The sequence below is a fragment of the Sphaerotilus sp. genome, from assembly GCF_013299175.1.
In the GTDB taxonomy this organism is placed as follows: Bacteria; Pseudomonadota; Gammaproteobacteria; order Burkholderiales; family Burkholderiaceae_C; genus Sphaerotilus.
This window is the reverse complement of record NZ_JAAFKF010000014.1, coordinates 1-22,288: the sequence shown is the minus strand read 5'-3', so window position 1 is coordinate 22,288 and position 22,288 is coordinate 1. Positions and strand designations below refer to the sequence as shown.

The following is a 22,288-nucleotide window of genomic DNA, read 5'->3' as shown; positions in this document are numbered from 1 at the left end:
CGGAGCCAGTGGCTGTTTCAGCGGCGCAAGGCGCGGGCGCACTCGCTGGCCAGCGCCGGGCCGCGGTAGATCAGCCCGGTGTACACCTGCACCAGATCCGCCCCAGCCGCCCGCTTGGCTTTGGCGTCCGCCCCGCTGAGTACACCGCCGACGCCGATGATCGGATACGCGCCGCCCAGCTCGGCCCGCAACTGCCGGATCACCGCGTTGCTCGCCTCGAACACGGGCGAGCCGGACAAGCCGCCCGTCTCCTGCGCGTGCTTCAGCCCCTTCACGGCGTCGCGGCCGATGGTGGTGTTGGTGGCGATCACGCCGTCGATGCCGTTGTTCTTCAGCGTCGCGGCGATCACCTTGACCTGCGCCTCGTCGAGGTCGGGCGCGATCTTCACGAACATCGGCACCGTGCGGCCGTGTTCCTTGGCCAGACGCAGCTTGCGTGCCTGCAAGGCCGACAGCAGCGCGTCCAGCGCCTCGTCGCTCTGCAGCGCCCGCAGGTTCTTGGTGTTCGGGCTGGAGATGTTGACGGTCACGTAGTCGGCGTGCGGATACACCCCGGCCAGCCCGATCAGGTAGTCATCGACTGCATTCTCGATCGGCGTCACGGCGTTCTTGCCGATGTTCAGCCCGAGGACGCCACCCGCCCGCCGGAAGCTGGTCGCCCGCTTGACGTTGGCGAGGAAGCTGTCCAGCCCCTCGTTGTTGAAGCCCAGCCGGTTGATCAGCGCGTTGGCTTCCGGCAGGCGGAACATGCGCGGCTTCGGGTTGCCGGGCTGGCCTTTCGGGGTCACGGTGCCGACCTCGATGAAGCCGAAGCCCATTGCGCCGAGGCCGTCGATGCAGCGGCCGTTCTTGTCCAGTCCCGCCGCCAGCCCGATGCGGTTCGGGAACTTCAGCCCCGCCACCGTCACCGGATCGCTGACGCGGCGGTGCGCCCAGAGGCATTGCAGCGGCGTGTTCTGCAGCCGCGCGATCGAGTCGAGCGTGAGTTCGTGGGCGGCTTCCGGGTCGAGTCCGAACAGGAAAGGGCGGGTGAGGGCGTAGGGAACGAGGGCCATAATCGTGCGATTGTCCCTGATTCAACGACCCCGATTTCCCTTCCCGATCACGCGCGCCACCATGACCCAAGACGAACTCAAGGCCCTCGTCGGCCAAGCTGCTCTCCAGTACGTGCAACCCGGCACCATCGTCGGTGTCGGCACCGGCTCCACGGTGAACAAGTTCATCGATGCCCTCGCCACCGTCAAGGACACGATCCGCGGCGCCGTCTCCTCGTCCGTCGCCAGCACCGCTCGCCTGCAGGCGCACGGCATCCCCGTGTTCGACGCCGCCGACGTGGACGCGATCCCCGTCTACATCGACGGCGCCGACGAGATCGACGCGGCCGGGAACATGGTCAAGGGCGGCGGCGCCGCGCTGACCCGCGAGAAGATCGTCGCCGACCTGGCCGAACGCTTCATCTGCATCGCCGATGAAAGCAAGCTGGTGGACGTGATGGGCCGCTTCCCGCTGCCGGTCGAGGTGATCCCGATGGCGGCGGCGCAGATTGCCCGGCGCTTCCAGGCAGCCTACGGCGGTGACGCGACCCTGCGCGCGGGCGTCGTGACCGACAACGGCAACCACATCCTCGACGTGCGCGGCCTGCAGATCACCGACCCGCTGGCGATGGAAACCGAGGTCAACCAGTGGCCCGGCGTCGTCACGGTCGGCATCTTCGCGCGGCACAAGGCGCGGGTCTGCCTGCTGGGCACGGCGTCAGGTGTCCGCACGATCACCTACTGAAACTCAGGAGTCCGCCGATGTCCGCCGCTGTCCATGTCGTGAACCACCCCCTGCTGCAGCACAAGCTCACCTATGTGCGCAGCCAGGACACCACCACCGACAACTTCCGCCGCCTTGTGCGGGAGATTGCGGCGATGCTGGCCTACGAGGTCACGCGGGATCTGCCGACGGAGCTGATCGACATCCAGACCCCCGTGGCGGCCACACGCTCTCCCGTCATCAGCGGCAAGAAGCTGTGTCTGGTGTCGATCCTGCGGGCGGGCAACGGGATGCTGGACGGCATGATCGACCTGTTGCCCGGCGCCCGCGTCGGCCACATCGGGCTGTACCGCGACCCGGCGACGCTGCAGCCGGTCGAGTACTACCTGAAGCTGCCCGAGGACATCCAGGAGCGCACCGTGATCGTCGTGGACCCGATGCTCGCCACCGGCCACTCGGCGGTGGCGGCGCTGCACCGGCTGAAGGAGGCGGGCGCGACCAGCCTGAAGATGGTCTGCATGATCGGCGCGCCCGAGGGGGTGAAGACACTGACCGAGGCCCACCCGGACGTGCCGCTGACGCTGGCGGCGCTCGACAGCCACCTCAACGACCACGGCTACATCGTGCCGGGGCTGGGGGATGCGGGGGATCGGATCTTCGGGACGAAGTGAGGTGCGGCGCTTCGTTCGGTCAGCATCCTTGTCAACGCGAGAGCCGCTCCACGTAGGCCTGGTAGCTGTAGCTGCGGTTCTTTTTCTGCCCCGTCATCTCCGTCACGATGCCGAGGTTCTCCAGCACCTGTACGGCCGCGGTGGCGGTGGGGAAGCTGGTGTCGAGCTGCTGACGCACGCGTTCGATGGTGAAGCGCGGCATCATCGGTAGCAGCTCGAACAGCCGGTAGCTCGCCGGGCCGGCCTTGGGCGATTGCAACAGGGCTCTGCGGTCAGTGGCCACCAGACTGGCGACGGCGATGATGTTCTGTTCCGCATCGCCCGCAGCGGTCGCTACCCCCTCCAGAAAGAACGCCACCCAGGACACCCAGTCGCCGTCGGTGCGGATGGCGGACAGGCGGCGGTAGTACTCGGCCTGGTGTTGCTTCAGGTAGCCGCTCAGGTACATCAAGGGTTCCGACAGCAATCCCCAGTGCTCGAACAGTGCCGCGATCAGCAGGCGGCCGATGCGCCCGTTGCCGTCCAGGAAGGGGTGGATGGTTTCGAACTGCGCGTGGAGGAGTGCCACCTTGACCATGGGCGGCAAATCCGTCGCAGGTGTGTGGATGAACCGCTCCATGTCGGCCAGCAGTTCCGGCACCCGCTCTGGCGGTGGTGGCACGAAGACCGCATTGCCTGGCCGCGTGCCGCCGATCCAGTTCTGCGATCGGCGCAGCTCTCCGGGCTGCTTGCCCGCGCCGCGCGCACCGTCCAGCAGCAAGCGGTGGGCATCGCACAGCAGCCGCACGCTGACGGGCAGTCCTTTGGGATCACGCAATTGCGCTTGAACCCAGCGGAAGGCGCGGAGGTAATTGGTGACCTCCTCCACATCGTCGGTGTTGCTGACCTTGAAGCCGGCTTCTTCGTCGAACAGGTCGGTCAGCGTGGCCTGCGTGCCCTCGATCTGCGAGGTGAGCAGGGCTTCCTTGCGGATGGCGCTGTACAGCAGCCAGTCCACCGACGGAGCCAGCCCCGACACGCCCGCCAGGCGCGCAAGTGCAAGCTCTGCCTGGCGATGGAGGTCGGCGAAGACCGCAGGCTCCAGGGCTGGAGCCCTCGGCGGCAAGGGGTGGGGCACGAACGCCCGCACGGACTCCCCGAGGGTCGTTGAAATCGCGTAGGTACCAGTGGGGTGGGGCATTGAAAGCACACCTGGATTGTGGGAACCAAATTAAACCATTCTTTAATTTGGTTCGACGCAATTCAAGGTGGCTTTGATATGCCCCAACCTGACCGTCAACGCTTGCAGAACACGGCCACCACGCCACCGCGCCCCGAATCGTCGTTCTCGCCATCGGTGAGTTTCAGGCTGCGCGTGAACGTCACCATGTAGGCGCACTGCGGCCAGCCGCTGGTGTTCAGATGCACCTGGCCGTGGCCGCCACGCACCGAGCTGAACTGGTCTGGTGGCACGGGCGGCACCCCCAGGCCCGGCAGCGTCGGCGTGCCGCCGGGGATCACGGCGGAGGTCGAGATCCCCAGCGCCCACGAACGCACCAGCGCGTGGTCCACCGTGTAGCGCAGGTCCACCATGTTGGTGATGCCCTCGCAGGGTGTCGCGCCCGGTGCGGTGAACTGGTCAAGGTTGAACTCGGCGACCTCGATCCAGTTGTTGACGTGCAGCCGGTCGAGCTGGTTGCCGAGCGTCGCGCCCGGGCCGGAGACGGGCGCGGCCTCGAACAGGATCGAGATGTCCGCACCGTTGCGCTGGCCGGCGACCGGGATCGGGTTGCCGGCCCCGGTGCCCGGCGCCGCACCGCCCGGCACCAGCGCGTTCGTATCGACCCGCATCAGCGGCCCGGAGAAGCCCTGGTTGGTGGCATCCGGCGGCATCGTGACCCAGCCATCAGCGTCCGGTTGCAGGATCAGCGGCGGCATGGCGCCCCACGATCCGGGCGGTGGTCCGGGGGGTGCGGCGGGGAAGGGCGCCGGCATCGGGCCGGTGTAGCCGCCGGTGGGCGTGATCCACACGTCCTGCGGGTGGGTCGCCGGATCGCCGGGCAGGCCGTAGTTCCATGTCACCGGCCGCGTGCCGACCTTCTGCGCGACGACCATCGAGCCGGTGATCGGCGACGGCGTCGCGAGGCTGCCGCTCGGGCGCCACAGGAAACGGTAGCGCAGCGGCTGGCTGGTGGCCGGGTGGCGGGTCGGGCAGTCGCCGACGAGGCGGGGGCTTTGCCAGAAACCGAAGCCGGGGCCGCCATGCTGGTTGGGGAAACCAGCGGGCTGGGCGGTGGTGGTCAGGCCGGTGGTGCTGTCGATGTCGCTGTAGATGTTGAAGTCGCCGACACGGGTGAACCAGGCGTGTTCGACGGGCGGTGCTTCCTTCACGCACAGCGCGACGCAGCAGCAGGGGCCGACGTTCTCGCGCCCGGGTGCGCGGCCCTGGCTGGGGGATTCGGTCAGCAGCGGGGTGCCGGAGGGGCCGTCGATGCGAAAGTAGACATCGGGTCCGCCGACCAGCTCGATGTTGATCCAGGTGCCGCGGCGGAAATCGGCGCCGACGTAGTCGATGCGGAACTTGCCGGCGGCGTCGGTCACGCCCGAGCCGATCGGATCATCGGCGAGCCAGTCGCGGTCGAAGGCGTACACGGTCAGCCCTTCGGCGGCCAGACCGGTGCTGCAGACCGTGACCCGGCCGCACATCACCCAGGCGTCGAACAGGGCGCGGATGAAGCACCAGAAGCGCCGGGTGAGGCAGTGGTCCCAGGCGGCGATCTGGTCGTTCTCGCGCTGGCGCCACTGGGGCTGCACCGTGGTGATGGTGAACTGGACGGGGCCTTTGGGGGGTGGTTCGGGGCGGCGGTGCGGGACGGTGCCGCAGTAGACATCGATCTCGAACGCTTCGCCCGCGTACCGCTGGTCCTCGCCCAGCTTGGCGGTGAAGTGGCCGGACTCGTCGGTCATGCACTCGGCGAGGAGGGCGCCGGCCTTGGCCCGGACCTGCTCGTCGGTGAGGACGGCGAAGGTGTCCTTGGTCTCGGCGACGGCGAGCCGGGTGGCGTCCTGGTCGCTGCGCAGGCGGTAGAGCCGGATCTGGACGTTTGCCAGTGGCTCGAAGCAGTCGTCGCAAAGGGCGCCACACAGGCGACCGCGGAAGAGGTAAGCCATGGTTCTGCTCCTGAGAGTCTGATCGGGGGATCGAGACTGCTTGTAGCCCTCGGGGGGGAGGGCTGCATCCTCAAGGCTGTGGACGGCGGGTGGTCAGGGGGCTTCGTGCGCCTCGGTAGCGGTCATATGTCACGATCCTTGTTCAGCGCCAGCAGCCGCCGCAAGATCTCGTCCTCGCTGAGCGCCGCGTCGTCCTGCCAGCCGTAGGCGGCGGCGACGGCGGCATCCAGCGTCGCATGGGCCTTGGCGAGCCAGGCCGGGCGCTCGTTGTAGAGGTTGGTCAGCGTGCGCTTGGCCAGCTCCTTTTCGTGGCCGGGCTTGGCGACGAGGCGATCCGGGTAGGGCGAGTGGTCCATGCCCAGCGGCGTGACTTCGGGGAGGCGGTCGCACCACTCGGGCGGGTTCAGCCAGCGTTCGCGCAGGTCGTTGAGGCGCTGGGCGGCGCGGGCGATGGCTTCGGCATGGGTGCGGGTCGGGGCGTCCAGATCGGCGGGGATCAGGGCACCGTCCGCGAGCGGCTCGGTGCGCTGGTGGGCGGTGTCGGCGGGGGTCAGGCCGGGTGGGAACGGGAAAGTGCGGAACGTGGTCGAAGACGTGTACCGGGGACGGTCTTCCAGGCTGGTGCCTTGTTGTAGCGACCACGCTTCATGCATCCGGCTCGAAAGTACCCCAAACGTTGTGTCATCCGGCCTTGCAACGATCACCAAGTTCTTGTCCGGTGAGTAGCTGCTGTGCAGCCAGACGAAGACTCGATGCTTGGACACTTCGGGCGTTGCGATGAACCTTGGCAAATGCCGAACCGCTTGCTTTCCGTCGGCACCAGACCGTTTGAACCGCCAGTAGTTCTTTTTCGTTGAGGGTTCGGCGTTCGTGTCCCGCTCTGGCTTGACCCGCTCCAATACCCAGCCGAATGGCCCGTCATGCATGGAGGCGCTGTCTTCGTCCATGTCGCCGAAGTCGATGATCCACATGTCCGGCGAACGGCGCACGACGGCCAGCCCGTTCAACCAAGGGCGCAACACCGCTGCGTTATGGCCTTGGACGCACGGTGCGCGCAGCCACTGGCGGGCGGTCTCACCCGGGACATCGAACGCACCGCCCTTGGTCGGTCCCTGAAACGCTGTGGCTGCGTTCTCTGACAGCACCTGTGCGGACGACAGGCTCATGCCATCGGCCATGGGAGACAGCTCCGGCCCGATTCCAGCAACAGCGATGCCGTTCAGGCAACTTTCCGATGCCGAGTGCCCGAACGCCGTCAGCGACACCCGCACCGCCGCCCCGTTGTTGACCCACGGCTCATCTGCCCATGCCTCGAAGATCCGCGTCGTCTCGCAGATCCGGTCCAGCACCTCGCGGTTCTTGCCACCCCGCACCGAGTTGGTCGAGACGAACCCCGCCCGTTGCAGCGACCCGGCCGCGACCATCGCCCGCGCCTTCTCGAACCAGTAGCACACCAGATCCGCCCCACCCGGCACCCGCCCCGCGTACAGCGCCCGCAGCCGCTCGGTGTACTCACCCCCCAGCTCGGCCCGCATCTTCTTGTCCCCCACGAACGGCGGATTGCCCACGATGGCCTCGGCCGCCGGCCACGCCGTCTCGGTGCCGTCCGCGTTCATCAGCGCGTCGCGGCACTCGATGTGGTTCAGCGAGTCCAGCACCGGGTGCGTGTTGAAGCCATGCCCATGCTGGATGCGCCACTGCAGCTCGCCGATCCACACCGTCACCCGCGCCAGTTCCGCCGCGTATTCGTTGACCTCGATGCCCAGCACGTTGTGCGGCCCGGTCACGTCCTGCTGGCGCTCCAGCCCCAGCGCCTCGGCGTCCAGGTTCACCTGGTGCTCGATGTCCTTGAGTGCCTTGAGCGTCAAGTAAAGGAAATTGCCGCTGCCGCAGGCTGGGTCCAGCGCCCGGTAGATGCGCAGCCGCTCCAGAAAGCCGATGAACACCGCCTGCGCCTCGCGGTACGCCTTGTCGCCCAGCTTCTTGCTGCGCGCCAGCCCGACCGCGATCCGCTCCCGCTGTACCGCCCACTCCGCCAGCAGCGGCCGGCGCACCACCGGGTCAATCAACCGCTGGATCGTCGCCGGGTCGGTGTAGTGCGCACCGAGCTGGCTGCGCTTGGTCGGGTCCAGACCGCGCTCGAACAGCGTGCCGAAGATGCTCGGATCGATGGCGCTCCAGTCCAGGCTGCTGGCGGCCTGCAGTGCCTGCACGTCCTCCAGCGTCAGCGGCGGCACCTCCACCGTCTTGAACAGCCCGCCGTTGAACCACGGGATGTCCTCGACGCCGAACAGCCCGCCATCGCGCATGGTGGTCAGCAGCACCTGCAACTGCACCCGCAGCCGCTCCGGCGCGATCCGCACGCCCACCAGCCGCTCGAACAAGCGCGACGGCAGCAGCCCCACGTCCTCCGAGAAAAAGCAGAACAGGCACTGCGTCAGGAAGTGGCTGACCTTGGCGGGCGGCACCCCCGCCTTGCGCAGCCGGTCGGCCGTGGCGGCGAAGGTCTGCGCGGCGGTTTCGGTGATGTCGCGGCTGGTGCGCTGCGGCCGGAACCGCTCGGGCGCCTGCCACAGCCACTTCAGCTTGGCCCGCACCTCGTCGCTCGCCAGATCCTCCAGGCGGAAGACGTGGCATTCGCTCGGCGTGCCGGTGAAATGGGTATGCACCTCGATGCGCAGCCGGTCGCTCACCACCAGCAGCGGGGGACTCTCCAGCGGCAGCGCGTACACCATCAACTGCTGCAAGGCCGCGCCCAGATCCTTGCCCGGCGCCTTGTACTCCCACGCGAAATGCCCGCGCAGCCAGACATCGGCGTAGCCCTGCCGCGCCGCACCCGTCTTGGTCAGCCCGCGCTCGAAGCAGTAGCGTTCGGCATCGCCGGGTTCCTCGACACCCAGCAGCCGGCACAGTTCGCTGAAGTGGAGCTGGGCACCCGCGCGCTCGGTGAGCTTGTAGGAAGGGCCGCCGGCCGACCACTTGGTGATGAAATCTTTGGGGGTCATGTCAAAGGATGGGGGATGCGGGCAAAGAAAAAGCCCCAGCGCGGGAAGGCGCTGGGGCTTTTTGGGTGAGTGGTGGAGCCGGGGGGAATTGAACCCCCGTCCGCAAGCCATCCTCGGGCAGTTCTACGTGTGTAGTTCTCTGATTTGAGTCTCATGTCGCTGACGGGCAGGAACACCCTTCAGACAACACCAGTCACTTTGTCTTGTCCCCGGCTGTGTGACACCACCAGAGACCAGCCCATGTGTATTACCTCTCAGCCCTTGCGGACCCGGCCCATCGGCCAACCGTTGAGAGGCTCGCCGGTGTTAAGCGGCGAGAGCGTACGTAGAGTCGTTCGCAGTTACTTTGTTTCCAGTGGTTTTACGAGCGAACTGGTGCTCGACACGCCCTACTCCAATTCCGAACCCACGTCGAAACCAGGTCGGCCCCTGAACCGCATAGTTTAGGCCATTCCAGGCAACTTCAAGAGTTCGGCCGGCAAATTGATCTGGTGGTCGGCGCCCCAGGCGTCGATCGGCTCGCCCTGCCCGAGGTAGCCCCAGGCCACGGCGACCGTCCCCATGCCCGCCGCCCGCCCAGCCTGCACGTCCCGCAGGTCATCGCCGACGTAGAGGCAGCGCGCCGGATCGACCCCCATGCGCCGCGCTGCCTCGAACAACGGCGCGGGGTGCGGCTTGGCGTGGGGCGTGGTGTCGCCGCAGACCAGCACGCGGCTGCGGCGGTCCAGCCCGGTGGCTGCGACCACGGGAGCGGCAAAGCGGCTGTGCTTGTTGGTCACGATGCCCCAGGGCAGACCGGCGGCGTCGAGTGCATCGAGTACGGGCGCCATGTCCTCGAAGACCCGCGTCAACCGGGTCATGCGGGCTTCGTAGATCGCCAGGTAGTCGTGCTTCAGCGTCTCGAACTCGGGGTGTTCGGGCGTGATCTGCAGCGCCACGCCCAGCATCCCGCGGGCGCCAGCCCCTGTCATCGGGCGGAAATCAGCCAGCGGCAGGGCGGGCAGGCCGCGCCGCGCGCGCAAGTCGTTGCCGGCTCCACCGAGGTCGGGCGCACTGTCGATCAGCGTGCCGTCCAGATCGAACAACACCGCCTGGATGCGTTGCGCTGCGGTCACAGTGTCCCCTTGCGGCAGGCCAGCAGGTAGTTGACGCTGGTGTCGCCGCTGAGCCAGTAGCGTTTGGTGAGCGGGTTGTATTCCATGCCGCGGGTGTGCAGCAGGTCCAGCCCGGCCGAGCGGCTCCACGTCGCCAGCTCGCTCGGGCGGATGAACTTGGCGTATTCGTGCGTGCCGGCGGGCAGCATGCGCAGCAGGTATTCCGCGCCAACGATGGCGAAGAGGAAGGACTTGGGACTGCGGTTCAGCGTGGACAGGAACACCCAGCCGCCCGGCTTCACCAGCTTGGCGCAGGCGGCGACGATGGCGGCGGGATCGGGGACGTGTTCGACCATCTCCATGCAGGTGACGATGTCGAATTGGCCGGGCTGCTCCTCGGCCAGCACCTCGGCGGCGACCTCGCGGTAGGCCACGTTGTCGATGCCGGCTTCCATCGCGTGCAACTGCGCGACCTTCAGCGAACGTTCAGCCAGATCGACGCCCAGCACCCGCGCACCCTGGCGTGCCATGGCTTCGCTGAGGATGCCGCCGCCGCAGCCGACATCGACGATGCGCTTGCCGTCGAGCGGGCCGGCGCACTGCTCGATCCAGCCCAGGCGCAGCGGGTTGATCTGGTGGAGGGGGCGGAATTCGCTCTCCGGATCCCACCACTTGTGGGCCAGCTCGCTGAACTTGGCGAGTTCCTTGGGGTCTGCGTTGGTCATCATGGCGGCATTGTGGTGGAAGTGGATCGCCCATGAAAAAACCCCGCCGGGGCGGGGTTTCGCAGTGAGCGAGCCGAAGCTGCTTACTTCTTGGTGCGCGTGCCGACCACTTCGATCTCGACGCGGCGATTCTTGGCCTTGCCTTCCTTCGTCTTGTTGTCGGCGACAGGCTGCTTCTCGCCCTTGCCTTCGGTGTAGACGCGGTTCGGCTCGATGCCCTTGCTGACCAGATACTTCTTGACGGCTTCCGCACGGCGAACCGACAGCTTCTGGTTGTAGGCATCCGAAGCGTCGCTGTCGGTGTGGCCGACGGCGATGATGACTTCGAGGTTGATGTCCTTGACCTTGCTGACCAGATCGTCCAGCTTGGCGCCAGCTTCCTTCTTCAGCACCGACTTGTTGGTGTCGAAGAATGCGTCGGCGGCGAACGTGACCTTTTCGCTGACCGGAGCAGCCGGGGCAGCCACGGGGACAACAACCGGAGCCGGAGCGACCGGGGCAGCGACAGGTGCCGGTGCCGGTGCCGGTGCAGGTGCCGGGGCGGGCGCAGGCGCCGGAGCGGGTGCCGGGGCAGCCGGAACCGGAACGCCATCGCACGGCCGCACGCCGGTTGCCGGAGTCCAGTTGGCATCGCGCCAGCAGAGTTCGTTGGTGCCGTTCTTGACGACGGAGCCGTCAGCAGCACGCCAGTTGTCCATGGCGCCGGAGGTCGAGCCACCGGTCGCACAGGCGGCCAGTGCGGCCGACGCGAACAGCAGTGCAACCTTGTTGAGTTTGTTCATGGTTCTCCTCTCGAGAAAAGCCGCAAATCGGGCTGCAAGATGCAGAAAAAGCGGCGGCCCATGCTTGCCGATGAGAGCGCGGCGCTAGGGACCGACAAATTCATTGTGCCATACGAGGTCAAGCCGATCGTTAGGGGCAGTCGCGCCCGCCGGACAGGTTGTTGCGCGACGGCGACAGTGCGCGACTCGTAGAATGCAGGGCTCGACCGTCCGCCCTGGGACCATGACCGCATGACTCAATTCGCCAAAGAAACCCTGCCCATCAGCCTCGAAGAGGAGATGCGCCGCTCGTACCTGGATTACGCCATGAGCGTGATCGTCGGTCGGGCGCTTCCGGATGCGCGCGACGGGCTCAAGCCGGTGCATCGCCGCGTGTTGTTCGCGATGCACGAGCTGAGCAACGACTGGAACCGCCCTTACAAGAAGTCTGCCCGCATCGTCGGCGACGTGATCGGTAAATACCACCCGCACGGCGACACGGCGGTCTACGACACGATCGTGCGCATGGCGCAGGACTTCAGCTTGCGGCACATGCTGGTCGATGGTCAGGGCAACTTCGGCTCGGTGGACGGCGACAACGCCGCCGCCATGCGGTACACCGAAATCCGCCTGTCCAAGATCGCCCACGAGATGCTGGCCGATCTGGACAAGGAGACGGTGGACTTCGGGCCGAACTACGACGGCAGCGAAAAAGAGCCGCTGGTGATGCCGGCCCGCCTGCCCAACCTGCTGGTGAACGGTTCGTCCGGCATCGCGGTCGGCATGGCCACCAACATCCCGCCGCACAACCTCAACGAGGTGGTGAGCGCGTGTCTGCACCTGCTGCAACACCCCGAGGCGACGATCGACGAGCTGATGGAGATCATCCCGGCGCCGGACTTCCCGACCGCCGGCATCATCTACGGCGTCAGCGGCGTGCGCGAGGGGTATCGAACGGGCCGGGGCCGCGTGGTGATGCGCGCCAAGGTCCACTTCGAGGACATCGACCGCGGCCAGCGCCAGTCGATCATCGTGGACGAGATCCCGTACCAGGTGAACAAGAAGACGCTGCTGGAGCGCATCGCCGAGCTGGTCCACGAGAAGAAGATCGACGGCATCAGCCACATCCAGGACGAGTCGGACAAGTCCGGCATGCGCATCGTCATCGATCTGAAGCGCGGCGAAGTGCCCGAGGTGGTGCTGAACAACCTGTACAAGCAGACGCAGCTCCAGGACAGCTTCGGCATGAACATGGTCGCGCTGATCGACGGTCAGCCGCGCCTGTGCAACCTCAAGCTGCTGCTGGAGATCTTCCTGGAGCACCGCCGCGAGGTGGTGACGCGCCGCACGGTGTACGAGCTGCGCCGGGCGCGCGAGCGCGGGCATGTGCTGGAAGGGCTGGCGGTCGCGCTGGCCAACATCGACGACTTCATCCAGATCATCAAGGCATCGCCCACGCCGCCGGTCGCCAAGGCCGCGTTGATGAACAAGAGCTGGGATTCGCAGCTCGTGCGCGACATGCTGGCCCGCGCCGAGGAAGCCGGCACGCTGGGCGGGCGCGAAGCCTACCGGCCGGAAGGGCTGCCCGCGCACTACGGCATGCAGTCGGACGGCCTGTACCGCCTGTCGGACGACCAGGCCGGCGAGATCCTGCAGATGCGCCTGCAGCGGCTCACCGGGCTGGAGCAGGACAAGATCATTGGCGAGTACCGGGACGTGATGGCCGTCATCGCCGACCTGCTCGACATCCTGGCCAAGCCCGAGCGCGTGACCGTCATCATCAGCGAGGAGCTGACCGCGCTGAAGCTGGAGTTCGGCCAGACCAAGGTCGGCGCACGCCGCTCGGTGGTCGAGCACAACGTGCAGGAACTCGGCACCGAGGACCTGATCACGCCGACCGACATGGTGGTCACGCTCAGCCACACCGGCTACATCAAGAGCCAGCCGCTCGCCGAGTACCGCGCGCAGAAACGCGGCGGGCGCGGCAAGCAGGCCACGGCGACCAAGGACGACGACTGGGTCGACCAGCTCTTCATCGCCAACACGCACGACTGGATCCTGTGCTTCAGCGACCGCGGGCGCGTGTACTGGCTCAAGGTCTGGGAAGTGCCGCAGGGCGGGCGCGCCAGCCGTGGCAAGCCGATCGTCAACATGTTCCCGCTGCAGCCGGGCGAGAAGATCACCGTCGTGCTGCCGCTGACGGGCGACAACCGGCGTTTCCCGGCCGACCACTACATCTTCATGTGTACCGCCCGCGGCACGGTGAAGAAGACCGCGCTGGACGACTTCAGCAACCCGCGCAAGGCCGGCATCATCGCGGTCGATCTGGACGAGGGCGACTACCTGATCGGCGCGGCGCTGACCGACGGGGCGCACGACGTGATGCTGTTCAGCGACGGCGGCAAGGCGGTGCGCTTCGACGAGAACGACGTGCGTCCGCTGGGCCGGCAGGCGCGGGGCGTGCGCGGCATGGCGCTGGAAGAGGGCCAGCGTGTCATCGCGATGCTGGTCGCCGAGGACGAGACGCAGAGCGTGCTCACCGCCACCGAGAACGGCTACGGCAAGCGCACCTCGATCGTCGAGTACACCCGCCATGGCCGTGGCACCAAGGGGATGATCGCCATCCAGCAGACCGAGCGCAACGGCCGCGTGGTCGCGGCGACGCTGGTCCGCAGTGCCGACGAGATCATGCTGATCACCGACCGCGGCGTGCTGGTGCGGACACGGGTGTCCGAGATCCGCGAACTCGGCCGCGCCACCCAGGGCGTGACGCTGATCGCGCTGGACGAAGGCTCCAAGCTCTCGGGCCTGCAGCGCATCGTCGAGAACGACGCGGCGGTCGAAGCTGCGGCGGACACCATGCCTGACACCGATTTGGCCAATCCCGCCAATCCTGAAACCGAAGCCGGTGACACCACCGGGGAAAGCGTCTGATGAACTCCAACCTGTGGCGCGCGGCGCTGACGACCGGCGCCCTGTGTGTGCTGATGACCGCCCCGATGCTGGCTTCGGCCGAGACCAGCGCGGCCAAGAAAGAGCTGATCGCCAAGGTGGTGCAGTTGCAGCAAGGGGGCGTGGAAGGCATCGCCCGCAGCCTCGTCGAGCAGCCGGCCATGGCCATGATGCAGCAGGCCGGGCAGGTGCTGCAGACCCGCATCGCGCCCGACAAGCGCGAGGCGCTGGCCAAGGACATCCAGGCCGACATCCGCAAGTACGTCGAGGAGACGAATCCGCTGCTGCGCGACAAGGCGCTGAAGATGGCGCCGGGCGTGATGGGGCCGATGCTGGAGGAGAAGTTCACCGAGGACGAACTCAAGCAGTTGGTGGGCTGGCTGGAGTCGCCGGTGGTGCGCCGCTACCAGCAGATGTCCCCCGAGATCCAGAAGGGCCTGTCCGAGAAGCTGGTCGCCGAGACGCGCCCGCTGGTCGAGCCGAAGCTGCAGGCGCTGGACCGCAGCGTCAGCGGCCGGCTGGGCCTCCCGGCACCGGGGGCTGCATCGGCGCCGGCGCCGGCGGCGTCCAAGAAGAAGTGACCGTGTTCCTGGCCTGGTGAGGTGCTGATGTCCCTGCGTCCCTACAACTTTTCCGCCGGCCCTGCGGCGCTGCCCGAAGAAGTCCTGCGCGAAGCCGCGGCCGAGATGCTCGACTGGCACGGCTCGGGCATGGGCGTGATGGAGATGAGCCACCGTGGGCGAGAGTTCACGTCCATCGCCGAAGCTGCGGAAGCCGACTTGCGCGAGCTGCTGGCGGTGCCGGCGAACTTCCGCATCCTGTTCATGCAGGGCGGCGGGCTGGCCGAGAACGCGATCGTGCCGATGAACTTGTCGCGCGGCGAACAGGCGGATTTCGTCATCACCGGCTCCTGGTCACAGAAGTCGGCCAAGGAAGCGCTGCGTTACTGCGATGCCCAGGTCATCGCCAGCAACGCCGAGGGCGGCCACCTGACGATGCCCGACCCGGCCGGCTGGGCGCTGCGGCCGGGGGCGCGTTACGTGCATGTCTGCACCAACGAGACGATCCACGGCGTCGAGTTCCAGGCGCTGCCGGACCTGAAGGCGCTCGGCAGCGATGCCGCGCTGGTGATCGACTGCTCGTCGCACATCCTCTCGCGCACGATCGACTGGTCGAAGGTCGGTCTGGCGTTTGCCGGGGCGCAGAAGAACATCGGCCCGGCGGGTGTCACGATCGTCATCGTCCGCGACGACCTGCTCGGCCACGCGCTGAAGGTCTGCCCGAGCGCGTTCGACTACAAGACGGTCGCCGACAACGCCTCGATGTACAACACGCCGCCGACCTACGGCATCTACATCGCCGGGCTGGTGTTCCAGTGGTTGAAGCGCCAGGGCGGTGTGGCAGAGATGGAGCGCCGCGCCATCGAGAAGGCCGATCTGCTCTACGGCTACCTCGACGGCGAGGGCGCCGGCTTCTACGTCAACCGGATCGACCCGGCCTGCCGCTCGCGCATGAACGTGCCCTTCCAGTTGCGGGATGAGTCGCGCAACGAAGCGTTCCTGGCCGGGGCGAAAGCGCGCGGCCTGCTGCAGCTCAAGGGCCACAAGAGCGTCGGCGGGATGCGTGCGTCCATCTACAACGCCATGCCGCTGGCCGGCGTGCAGGCGCTGGTGGCCTACCTGCGCGAATTCGCGAATCCGCCACAGTGAACGGCTGAACAACGGCTGAACAACAACACCACGAGACACCCGCCATGACGACGCCCACCCTGCCGGAACTCCGCGACAAGATCGATGCCCTCGACCGCGAGCTGCTCGCGCTGCTCAACCGCCGCGCCGGGCTGGCGCTGGAGGTGGGCGAGATCAAGAAGCACGAAGGCTCGGTCGTCTTCCGCCCCGAGCGCGAGGCGCAGGTGATCGACGGCCTGAAGTCCGGCAACCCCGGCCCGCTGAAGAACGAGAGCGTCGCGCCGATCTGGCGCGAGATCATGTCGGCCTGCCGCGCGCTGGAGACGCCCACCCGCGTCGCCTACCTTGGCCCGGCTGGCACCTTCAGCGAAGAGGCCGCGCTCGGCTACTTCGGCTCGTCCATCGTGCGCGTGCCATGCGCGAGCATCGACGAAGTGTTCCGCAGCACCTCGGCGGGCGTGGCCGACTTCGGCGTCGTGCCGGTCGAGAATTCCACCGAAGGCATGGTTGCCCGCTCGCTGGACATCTTCCTGACCATGCCGCTGTTCATCATCGGCGAGACCAGCCTGTTCGTGCGCCACAACCTGCTGCGCAAGGAGAACGCGCTCGACGGCATCACCGCAGTCTGCGCGCACCCGCAGGCGCTGGCGCAGTGCCACGAGTGGCTGTCGCTGCACCTGCCGCACGCCGAGCGCCGACCGGTGTCGAGCAACGCCGAAGGGGCGCGGCTGGCGTCGCTCGACCCGTCGATCGCCGGCATCGCCAGCGCGCGGGCGGCCAGCGAGTACGGCGTCCACGTCGTCGCTCCGGCGATCCAGAACGACACCCACAACCGCACCCGCTTCGCCATCGTCACCGACCCGCTGCGCCACCCCGCCCCTCAAGCGTCCGGCCATGACTGCACGAGCCTGGTCGTTTCGGTGGAGAACCGCCCCGGTGCCATGTACGACATCCTCGCGCCGCTGAAGAAGCACGGCGTGTCGATGAGCCGGCTGGAGTCGCGCCCGGCGCGCTCCGGGCAGTGGGAGTACTACTTCTTCATCGACCTGAAGGGCCACCCCGCCCAGCCGGCGGTGCAGACCGCGCTGCACGAGCTGCGCGAGTCCTGCGCCTTCTTCAAGGTGCTCGGCACCTACCCGATCGACGTTCACTGAGTACGGCACGGACACCATGTTCAATCAACTGGGGGTGATCGGCTGCGGCCTGATGGGGGGCAGCTTCGCGCTGGCGCTCAAGCGGGCGGGGCTGGTGCAGCGCGTGGTGGGCTACAGCAAGTCGCCGTCCACGGTGGAACGCGCACGCCGCATGGGTGTGATCGACATCGCGGCCGAGTCGGCGCTGCTGGCGGTCTCCGGCTCGGACATCGTGCTGATCGCCGTGCCGGTGGCCGCGAGCGAAGCGACGTTCAAGGCGATCCGCCACATGGTCGAGCCGGGCACGCTGTTCATGGACGTGGGCAGCACCAAGCGCGACGTGGTCGATGTGGCGCGGCGCGTGCTCAAGGAGCGCATCGGCAGCTTCGTCCCCGCGCACCCGATCGCGGGCAAGGAAGTCGCTGGGGTCGAGCACGCCGACGTGCAGCTCTACCAAGGCAAGCAGGTCATCCTCACGCCACTGCCGCAGACCGACCCGGTGATGGTGCAGAAGGCCACCGATGTCTGGGCCGCGATCGGCTGCCAGGTGCTGCGCATGACGCCGGAGAACCACGACACCGCGTTCGCCGCCGTCAGCCACCTGCCGCACCTGCTGGCCTTCGCCTACTTCAACGCCATGCTGTCGCAGCCGGCGGGGCGCGAGTTCCTGTCGCTGGCCGGCCCCGGTTTCCGCGACTTCACGCGCATCGCGGCGGGTGACCCGAACGTCTGGCGCGACATCCTGCTGAGCAACCGCGAGGAGATCCTCAAGCAGTCGCAGCGCCTGCGCCACGCCCTGGATGCCTTCGAGGTCGTCATGCGCTCGGGCAACACCGAGGCGCTCGAAGACCTCATCCGCACCGCCTCCGATGGCCGCGCCGGCTGGCAGATGAACGCCCGCCCGGCCACGGCCCGCTGAACCTGCCTGCTGTCCGGCTGGCTGACTCCCGCTCCGCGCCATGTACTCGATTCCCTTCCTCGACCTCCCGCCGCTCGGTCACGCTGCCGGCACCGTGCAGCTCCCCGGTTCCAAGAGCATCTCCAACCGCCTGCTGCTGCTGGCCGGCCTGAGCGCGGGCACAACGACGCTGGTGGACCTGCTCGACTCGGACGACACCCGCGTGATGCTGGACGCGCTGCGCATCCTCGGCTGCACCATCGAGGAGGATGGCCGCCACACCCGCATCACCGGCTTTTCCGGCCGGCCCGTCGTGCGCGAGGCCGAGCTGTTCCTCGGTAACGCCGGCACCGCGATGCGCCCGCTGACCGCTGCGCTGTCGGTGATCTCGACGCTGGTGGCGGACACGGCGTTCACGCTGGGTGGCGTCAAGCGCATGCACGAGCGGCCGATCGGCGATCTGGTGGACGCACTGCGCGGGCTGGGCGGCGTGGTCGAGTGCCTTGGCGTTGAAGGCTATCCGCCGCTGCGCGTGGCCGGTGGTGCGCTGAAGCTGGACACGCCGGTGCGCGTGCGGGGCGATGTGTCGAGCCAGTTCCTGACCGCGCTGCTGCTGGCGCTGCCGCTGGCGGCGACCGAGCGGGCGGTGACGATCGAGGTGGTCGGCGAGCTGATCTCCAAGCCCTACATCGAGATCACGCTGAACCTGCTGCAACGCTTCGGCATCGCCGTCGAGCGCCACGGCTGGGAGCGGTTTGTCATCCCGGCCGGCAGCCGCTACGTCACGCCGGGCGAGGTGCATGTCGAAGGCGATGCGTCGTCGGCGTCGTATTTCATTGCGCTGGGCGCCATCGCTGGCGTGGACGCGCCCGTGCGGATCGAGGGCGTGGGCGCGGCGTCGATTCAGGGCGACATCCGCTTCGTCGAGGCCGCCGAGGCAATGGGCGCGGTGGTCCGGGCCGAGCCGAACGCGCTGGAGATCCGCCGCGGCGCGTGGCCCTTGAAGGCGATCGACCTCGACTGCAACCACATCCCCGACGCGGCAATGACGCTGGCCGTGATGGCGCTCTATGCCGACGGCCCGAGCACGCTGCGCAACATCGCGAGCTGGCGCGTCAAGGAAACCGACCGCATCGCCGCGATGGCCTGCGAGCTGCGCAAGCTGGGCGCCACGGTGGAGGAGGGCGCCGACTTCATCCGCATCGCGCCGCTGGCGACCTTCCGGCCGGCCGCGATCCACACCTACGACGACCACCGCATGGCGATGTGCCTGTCGCTGGCCGCCTTCAACCGGCTGAATCCGGCGGGCGATGGCGAGGCGGCGGTGCCGGTGCGCATTCTCGATCCGAAGTGCGTGGCCAAGACCTTTCCGGACTACTTCGAGGCGCTGTTCTCGGTGGTCGCGGCCCGGCCGGCGGACATCCCCGTGCTGACCATCGACGGCCCGACCGCCTCCGGCAAAGGCACGTTGTCCGCCTGTGTCGCTGACCGGCTGGGCTACCACACGCTCGATTCCGGCTCGCTCTACCGCGTCACGGCGCTGGCGGCCAGCCGTGCCGGGGTGTCGGCGAACGACGAGGCGGGGCTGGCGGCAATTGCCCGCTCGATGGCCCTGCGCTTCGAGGGCGTGCGGGTGCTGCTGGCCGGCGAGGACGTGAGCGACGAGCTGCGCGAGGAGGCGGTCGGCACGATGGCGTCACAGATCTCGGTGTGGCCGGCGGTGCGGGTGGCGCTGTTCGATCTGCAGGTCGGGTTCCGGCAATTGCCCGGTCTGGTGGCCGACGGACGCGACATGGGCACCGTCATCTTCCCCGGTGCGCGGCTCAAGGTTTTCCTCACCGCGACGGCCGCCGCGCGCGCCGAGCGGCGGCTCAACCAATTGATTTCCAAGGGAATCCCTGCTAGTCTCGAAGACCTTCGAGCCGACTTGGAAGCACGCGATGACCGGGACAAGACCCGCGCCACCGCCCCCCTCAAGCCGGCTGAAGACGCGCTCCTCCTGGACAACTCGCAGCTCGGCATCGAAGCCTCGATGCAGCAAGTGGGGGTCTGGTGGAACGCGAGACAACCGTTTGCAGCCACGTCGGCGCCCGCCCACTGACGCTGCCACCGGCTCAGCAACCTAACCCCGCCACGGAAGTGGCACCCGCCGCCGGGGTGTCCCGGTGCAGAAAGTCAGTCCCCAATGTCCCAAGCAGCTATGGCCGATTTCGGCATGGATTCCTTTGCCGCGATGTTCGAGGAATCGCTTCAACAGGCCAACATGCGCCCTGGTGAAGTGATCTCGGCCGAAGTCGTCCGCATCGAGCACAACTTCGTCGTCGTCAACGCCGGCCTGAAGTCCGAAGCCTACGTTCCCCTGGAAGAGTTCAAGAACGACAAGGGCGAACTCGAAGTCCAGATCGGCGACTTCGTGTCGGTGGCCATCGACGCCATCGAAAACGGCTACGGCGACACCATCCTGTCGCGCGACAAGGCCAAGCGCCTGGCCTCGTGGCTGTCGCTGGAAACCGCGCTGGAGTCCGGCGACTTCGTGACCGGCACCGTCTCGGGCAAGGTCAAGGGCGGCCTGACGGTCCTCGTCAACGGCATCCGCGCCTTCCTGCCGGGCTCGCTGCTCGACACGCGTCCGGTCAAGGACATGAGCCCCTACGAGGGCAAGACGATGGAGTTCAAGGTCATCAAGCTCGACCGCAAGCGCAACAACGTTGTGCTGTCGCGTCGCGCGGTGGTCGAGGCTTCGATGGGCGAAGAGCGCGCCAAGCTGCTGGAAACGCTGCGCGAAGGCGCGTTCGTCAACGGCGTGGTCAAGAACATCACCGAATACGGCGCGTTCGTGGACCTCGGCGGCATCGACGGCCTGCTGCACATCACCGACATGGCATGGCGCCGTGTCCGTCACCCGAGCGAAGTGGTGACGGTTGGTCAGGAACTGACCGCCAAGGTTCTGAAGTTCGACGCCGAGAAGAACCGCGTCTCGCTGGGCCTGAAGCAGATGGGCGACGACCCGTGGTACGGCGTGTCGCGTCGCTACCCGTCGAGCACCCGCCTGTTCGGCAAGGTCACGAACATCGCCGACTACGGCGCGTTCGTGGAAATCGAGCCGGGCATCGAAGGCCTGGTCCACGTCTCCGAAATGGACTGGACCAACAAGAACGTCGCACCTTCCAAGATCGTGGCCCTGGGCGACGAAGTGGAAGTCATGGTCCTGGAGATCGACGAAGACAAGCGTCGCATCTCGCTGGGCATGAAGCAGTGCCGCGCCAACCCGTGGGACGAGTTCGCGCAGAACTTCAAGCGCGGCGACAAGGTCAAGGGCCCCGTCAAGTCGATCACCGACTTCGGCGTGTTCGTGGGTCTGGCCGCCGGCATCGACGGTCTGGTACACCTGTCCGACCTGTCGTGGAACGAGACTGGCGAAGCTGCCGTGCGCAACTTCAAGAAGGGCCAGGAAGTGGACGCCGTCGTTCTGGGCATCGATGTCGAGCGCGAGCGCATCTCGCTGGGCATCAAGCAGCTCGACGCCGACCCGTTCACCAACTACACCTCGATCAACGACCGCGGCATGACCGTGGTCGGCAAGGTGAAGGCGGTGGACGCCCGTGGCGCCGAGATCCAGTTGAGCGAGGAAGTCACCGGCTACCTGCGTGCTTCCGAGCTGGCCCGCGAGCGTGTCGAAGACGCCCGCAACCTGCTGAAGGAAGGCGACGACGTCTCCGCCATGATCATCAACATCGACCGCAAGACGCGTTCGATCCAGTTGTCGATCAAGGCCAAGGACAGCATCGAGCAGCAAGAAGCCCTGCAGCGCCTGTCGGTGGACAACCGCGAGACCGTTGGCAACGCCGGCACCACCAGCCTGGGCGCCCTGCTCAAGGCCAAGCTGGACCAAGGCAACTGAGCCTGAACTGACCGCATGAACGCCTGCTGAATCCCACGGTCCTCGCTGCATGACCCGCTCCGACCTCGTCACCCTGCTGGCCAATCGCTTTGGCCAGCTCACGCACCGCGATGCCGAGTTCGCCGTCAAGACGATGCTCGACGCGATGTCGGACGCGCTCGGAAAAGGTCACCGCATCGAGATCCGTGGTTTCGGCAGCTTCGCGATCAACCACCGGCCGCCGCGGGTGGGGCGCAATCCCCGCTCCGGCGAGCCGGTCACCATTCCTGAAAAGCTCGTGCCGCATTTCAAGCCGGGCAAGGCCCTGCGCGAAGCGGTCGATCAGCCCTGCGCCGACCGTGCCGAAGGCTGAGCGCGCCAAGCACTAGAATCGCATCGCCATGCGATTCCTCTCCTGGCTCTTCCGAGCCGCTGTCTTCTTCATCTTGTTTGCCTTCGCGCTGAACAACCAGCACGAAGCGCAACTCAAATGGTTCTTCGGCTTCGAGTTCCGCGCCCCGATGGTGCTGATGGTGCTCGTGGTCTTTGCGGCTGGGGCTGTTTTTGGCGTGC

Annotated in this window: 18 protein-coding genes and 1 other RNA gene; 11 read left to right on the top strand and 8 right to left on the bottom strand. The window is 67.3% G+C overall.

What is annotated here, in order from left to right; genetic code table 11:
* Nucleotides 1–17: 17 nt before the first annotated feature.
* Complete coding sequence (locus QZW52_RS04225) at nucleotides 18–1,055, bottom strand: quinone-dependent dihydroorotate dehydrogenase (RefSeq protein ID WP_293995669.1); 1,038 nt, start codon at nucleotides 1,053–1,055, stop codon at nucleotides 18–20.
* A gap of 61 nt (nucleotides 1,056–1,116) precedes the next feature.
* Between QZW52_RS04225 and rpiA the strand changes: the two genes are divergently transcribed.
* Entirely contained in the window at nucleotides 1,117–1,779 is a 663-nt protein-coding gene (gene rpiA, locus QZW52_RS04220; protein ID WP_293995668.1) for a ribose-5-phosphate isomerase RpiA, read from the top strand.
* Between the two features lie 17 nt (nucleotides 1,780–1,796).
* On the top strand, nucleotides 1,797–2,429 hold the full coding sequence (gene upp / locus QZW52_RS04215) for a uracil phosphoribosyltransferase (RefSeq protein WP_293995667.1): 633 nt from the start codon (nucleotides 1,797–1,799) through the stop codon (nucleotides 2,427–2,429).
* Between the two features lie 31 nt (nucleotides 2,430–2,460).
* On the opposite strand, the gene QZW52_RS04210 is transcribed toward upp, so the two are convergent.
* From QZW52_RS04210 to ompA, 7 genes are all read right to left on the bottom strand, one after another.
* A complete protein-coding gene (locus QZW52_RS04210; protein WP_293995665.1) occupies nucleotides 2,461–3,609 on the bottom strand; it encodes a Fic family protein in 1,149 nt (382 codons plus the stop codon).
* Between the two features lie 95 nt (nucleotides 3,610–3,704).
* Entirely contained in the window at nucleotides 3,705–5,579 is a 1,875-nt protein-coding gene (locus QZW52_RS04205) for a hypothetical protein (RefSeq protein ID WP_293995663.1), read from the bottom strand.
* A gap of 122 nt (nucleotides 5,580–5,701) precedes the next feature.
* Nucleotides 5,702–8,584 carry a class I SAM-dependent DNA methyltransferase gene (locus tag QZW52_RS04200; RefSeq protein WP_293995661.1) on the bottom strand — a complete coding sequence of 961 codons (2,883 nt, stop codon included), beginning with the start codon at nucleotides 8,582–8,584 and terminating at the stop codon, nucleotides 5,702–5,704.
* A 70-nt stretch (nucleotides 8,585–8,654) separates the two neighbouring features.
* Nucleotides 8,655–9,014, bottom strand: a transfer-messenger RNA (tmRNA) gene (gene ssrA, locus QZW52_RS04195).
* A 13-nt stretch (nucleotides 9,015–9,027) separates the two neighbouring features.
* Nucleotides 9,028–9,699: a phosphoglycolate phosphatase gene (gph, locus tag QZW52_RS04190; RefSeq protein WP_293995659.1), complete on the bottom strand. Its 672-nt coding sequence runs from the start codon at nucleotides 9,697–9,699 to the stop codon at nucleotides 9,028–9,030.
* Nucleotides 9,696–10,403, bottom strand: coding sequence for a bifunctional 2-polyprenyl-6-hydroxyphenol methylase/3-demethylubiquinol 3-O-methyltransferase UbiG (ubiG, locus tag QZW52_RS04185; RefSeq protein ID WP_293995709.1), 708 nt, complete (start codon nucleotides 10,401–10,403; stop codon nucleotides 9,696–9,698). Before ubiG ends, gph begins: the two co-directional genes overlap by 4 nt.
* A gap of 83 nt (nucleotides 10,404–10,486) precedes the next feature.
* The gene (ompA, locus tag QZW52_RS04180) at nucleotides 10,487–11,185 is read right to left on the bottom strand and encodes an outer membrane protein OmpA (RefSeq protein WP_293995657.1); all 699 of its coding nucleotides are present in this window, start codon (nucleotides 11,183–11,185) and stop codon (nucleotides 10,487–10,489) included.
* A 231-nt stretch (nucleotides 11,186–11,416) separates the two neighbouring features.
* On the opposite strand from ompA, the gene gyrA reads away from it, so the two are divergent.
* The 9 genes from gyrA to QZW52_RS04135 form a co-directional block, all read left to right on the top strand.
* Entirely contained in the window at nucleotides 11,417–14,098 is a 2,682-nt protein-coding gene (gene gyrA, locus QZW52_RS04175) for a DNA gyrase subunit A (protein WP_293995656.1), read from the top strand.
* Nucleotides 14,098–14,697 carry a DUF2059 domain-containing protein gene (locus tag QZW52_RS04170; protein ID WP_293995655.1) on the top strand — a complete coding sequence of 200 codons (600 nt, stop codon included), beginning with the start codon at nucleotides 14,098–14,100 and terminating at the stop codon, nucleotides 14,695–14,697. Before gyrA ends, QZW52_RS04170 begins: the two co-directional genes overlap by 1 nt.
* A 27-nt stretch (nucleotides 14,698–14,724) precedes the next feature.
* Entirely contained in the window at nucleotides 14,725–15,825 is a 1,101-nt protein-coding gene (gene serC, locus QZW52_RS04165) for a 3-phosphoserine/phosphohydroxythreonine transaminase (protein WP_293995654.1), read from the top strand.
* A 44-nt stretch (nucleotides 15,826–15,869) separates the two neighbouring features.
* Nucleotides 15,870–16,958 (top strand): prephenate dehydratase, encoded by a 1,089-nt coding sequence (gene pheA, locus QZW52_RS04160; RefSeq protein WP_293995653.1) that lies wholly within the window; start codon nucleotides 15,870–15,872, stop codon nucleotides 16,956–16,958.
* Nucleotides 16,959–16,974: 16 nt separating this feature from the next.
* The gene (locus QZW52_RS04155) at nucleotides 16,975–17,856 is read left to right on the top strand and encodes a prephenate dehydrogenase (protein ID WP_293995652.1); all 882 of its coding nucleotides are present in this window, start codon (nucleotides 16,975–16,977) and stop codon (nucleotides 17,854–17,856) included.
* Nucleotides 17,857–17,896: 40 nt separating this feature from the next.
* Nucleotides 17,897–19,936 (top strand): bifunctional 3-phosphoshikimate 1-carboxyvinyltransferase/cytidylate kinase, encoded by a 2,040-nt coding sequence (locus tag QZW52_RS04150; protein WP_293995651.1) that lies wholly within the window; start codon nucleotides 17,897–17,899, stop codon nucleotides 19,934–19,936.
* Nucleotides 19,937–20,050: 114 nt separating this feature from the next.
* Nucleotides 20,051–21,736, top strand: a complete 1,686-nt coding sequence (gene rpsA / locus QZW52_RS04145; protein ID WP_293995650.1) for a 30S ribosomal protein S1 — start codon at nucleotides 20,051–20,053, stop codon at nucleotides 21,734–21,736.
* Nucleotides 21,737–21,785: 49 nt separating this feature from the next.
* Nucleotides 21,786–22,088, top strand: a complete 303-nt coding sequence (locus tag QZW52_RS04140; RefSeq protein ID WP_293995649.1) for an integration host factor subunit beta — start codon at nucleotides 21,786–21,788, stop codon at nucleotides 22,086–22,088.
* Nucleotides 22,089–22,116: 28 nt separating this feature from the next.
* The coding region (locus QZW52_RS04135; protein ID WP_473964387.1) for a LapA family protein at nucleotides 22,117–22,288 on the top strand (172 nt) is incomplete at its 3' end.

Coding starts and splice junctions, on each gene's coding strand:
- QZW52_RS04225 (WP_293995669.1), bottom strand. CDS start 1,055: ATGGCCCTCGTTCCCTACGCCCTCACCCGCCCTTTCCTGTTCGGACTC.
- rpiA (WP_293995668.1), top strand. CDS start 1,117: ATGACCCAAGACGAACTCAAGGCCCTCGTCGGCCAAGCTGCTCTCCAG.
- upp (WP_293995667.1), top strand. CDS start 1,797: ATGTCCGCCGCTGTCCATGTCGTGAACCACCCCCTGCTGCAGCACAAG.
- QZW52_RS04210 (WP_293995665.1), bottom strand. CDS start 3,609: ATGCCCCACCCCACTGGTACCTACGCGATTTCAACGACCCTCGGGGAG.
- QZW52_RS04205 (WP_293995663.1), bottom strand. CDS start 5,579: ATGGCTTACCTCTTCCGCGGTCGCCTGTGTGGCGCCCTTTGCGACGAC.
- QZW52_RS04200 (WP_293995661.1), bottom strand. CDS start 8,584: ATGACCCCCAAAGATTTCATCACCAAGTGGTCGGCCGGCGGCCCTTCC.
- ubiG (WP_293995709.1), bottom strand. CDS start 10,403: ATGACCAACGCAGACCCCAAGGAACTCGCCAAGTTCAGCGAGCTGGCC.
- ompA (WP_293995657.1), bottom strand. CDS start 11,185: ATGAACAAACTCAACAAGGTTGCACTGCTGTTCGCGTCGGCCGCACTG.
- gyrA (WP_293995656.1), top strand. CDS start 11,417: ATGACTCAATTCGCCAAAGAAACCCTGCCCATCAGCCTCGAAGAGGAG.
- QZW52_RS04170 (WP_293995655.1), top strand. CDS start 14,098: ATGAACTCCAACCTGTGGCGCGCGGCGCTGACGACCGGCGCCCTGTGT.
- serC (WP_293995654.1), top strand. CDS start 14,725: ATGTCCCTGCGTCCCTACAACTTTTCCGCCGGCCCTGCGGCGCTGCCC.
- pheA (WP_293995653.1), top strand. CDS start 15,870: ATGACGACGCCCACCCTGCCGGAACTCCGCGACAAGATCGATGCCCTC.
- QZW52_RS04155 (WP_293995652.1), top strand. CDS start 16,975: ATGTTCAATCAACTGGGGGTGATCGGCTGCGGCCTGATGGGGGGCAGC.
- QZW52_RS04150 (WP_293995651.1), top strand. CDS start 17,897: ATGTACTCGATTCCCTTCCTCGACCTCCCGCCGCTCGGTCACGCTGCC.
- rpsA (WP_293995650.1), top strand. CDS start 20,051: ATGGATTCCTTTGCCGCGATGTTCGAGGAATCGCTTCAACAGGCCAAC.
- QZW52_RS04140 (WP_293995649.1), top strand. CDS start 21,786: ATGACCCGCTCCGACCTCGTCACCCTGCTGGCCAATCGCTTTGGCCAG.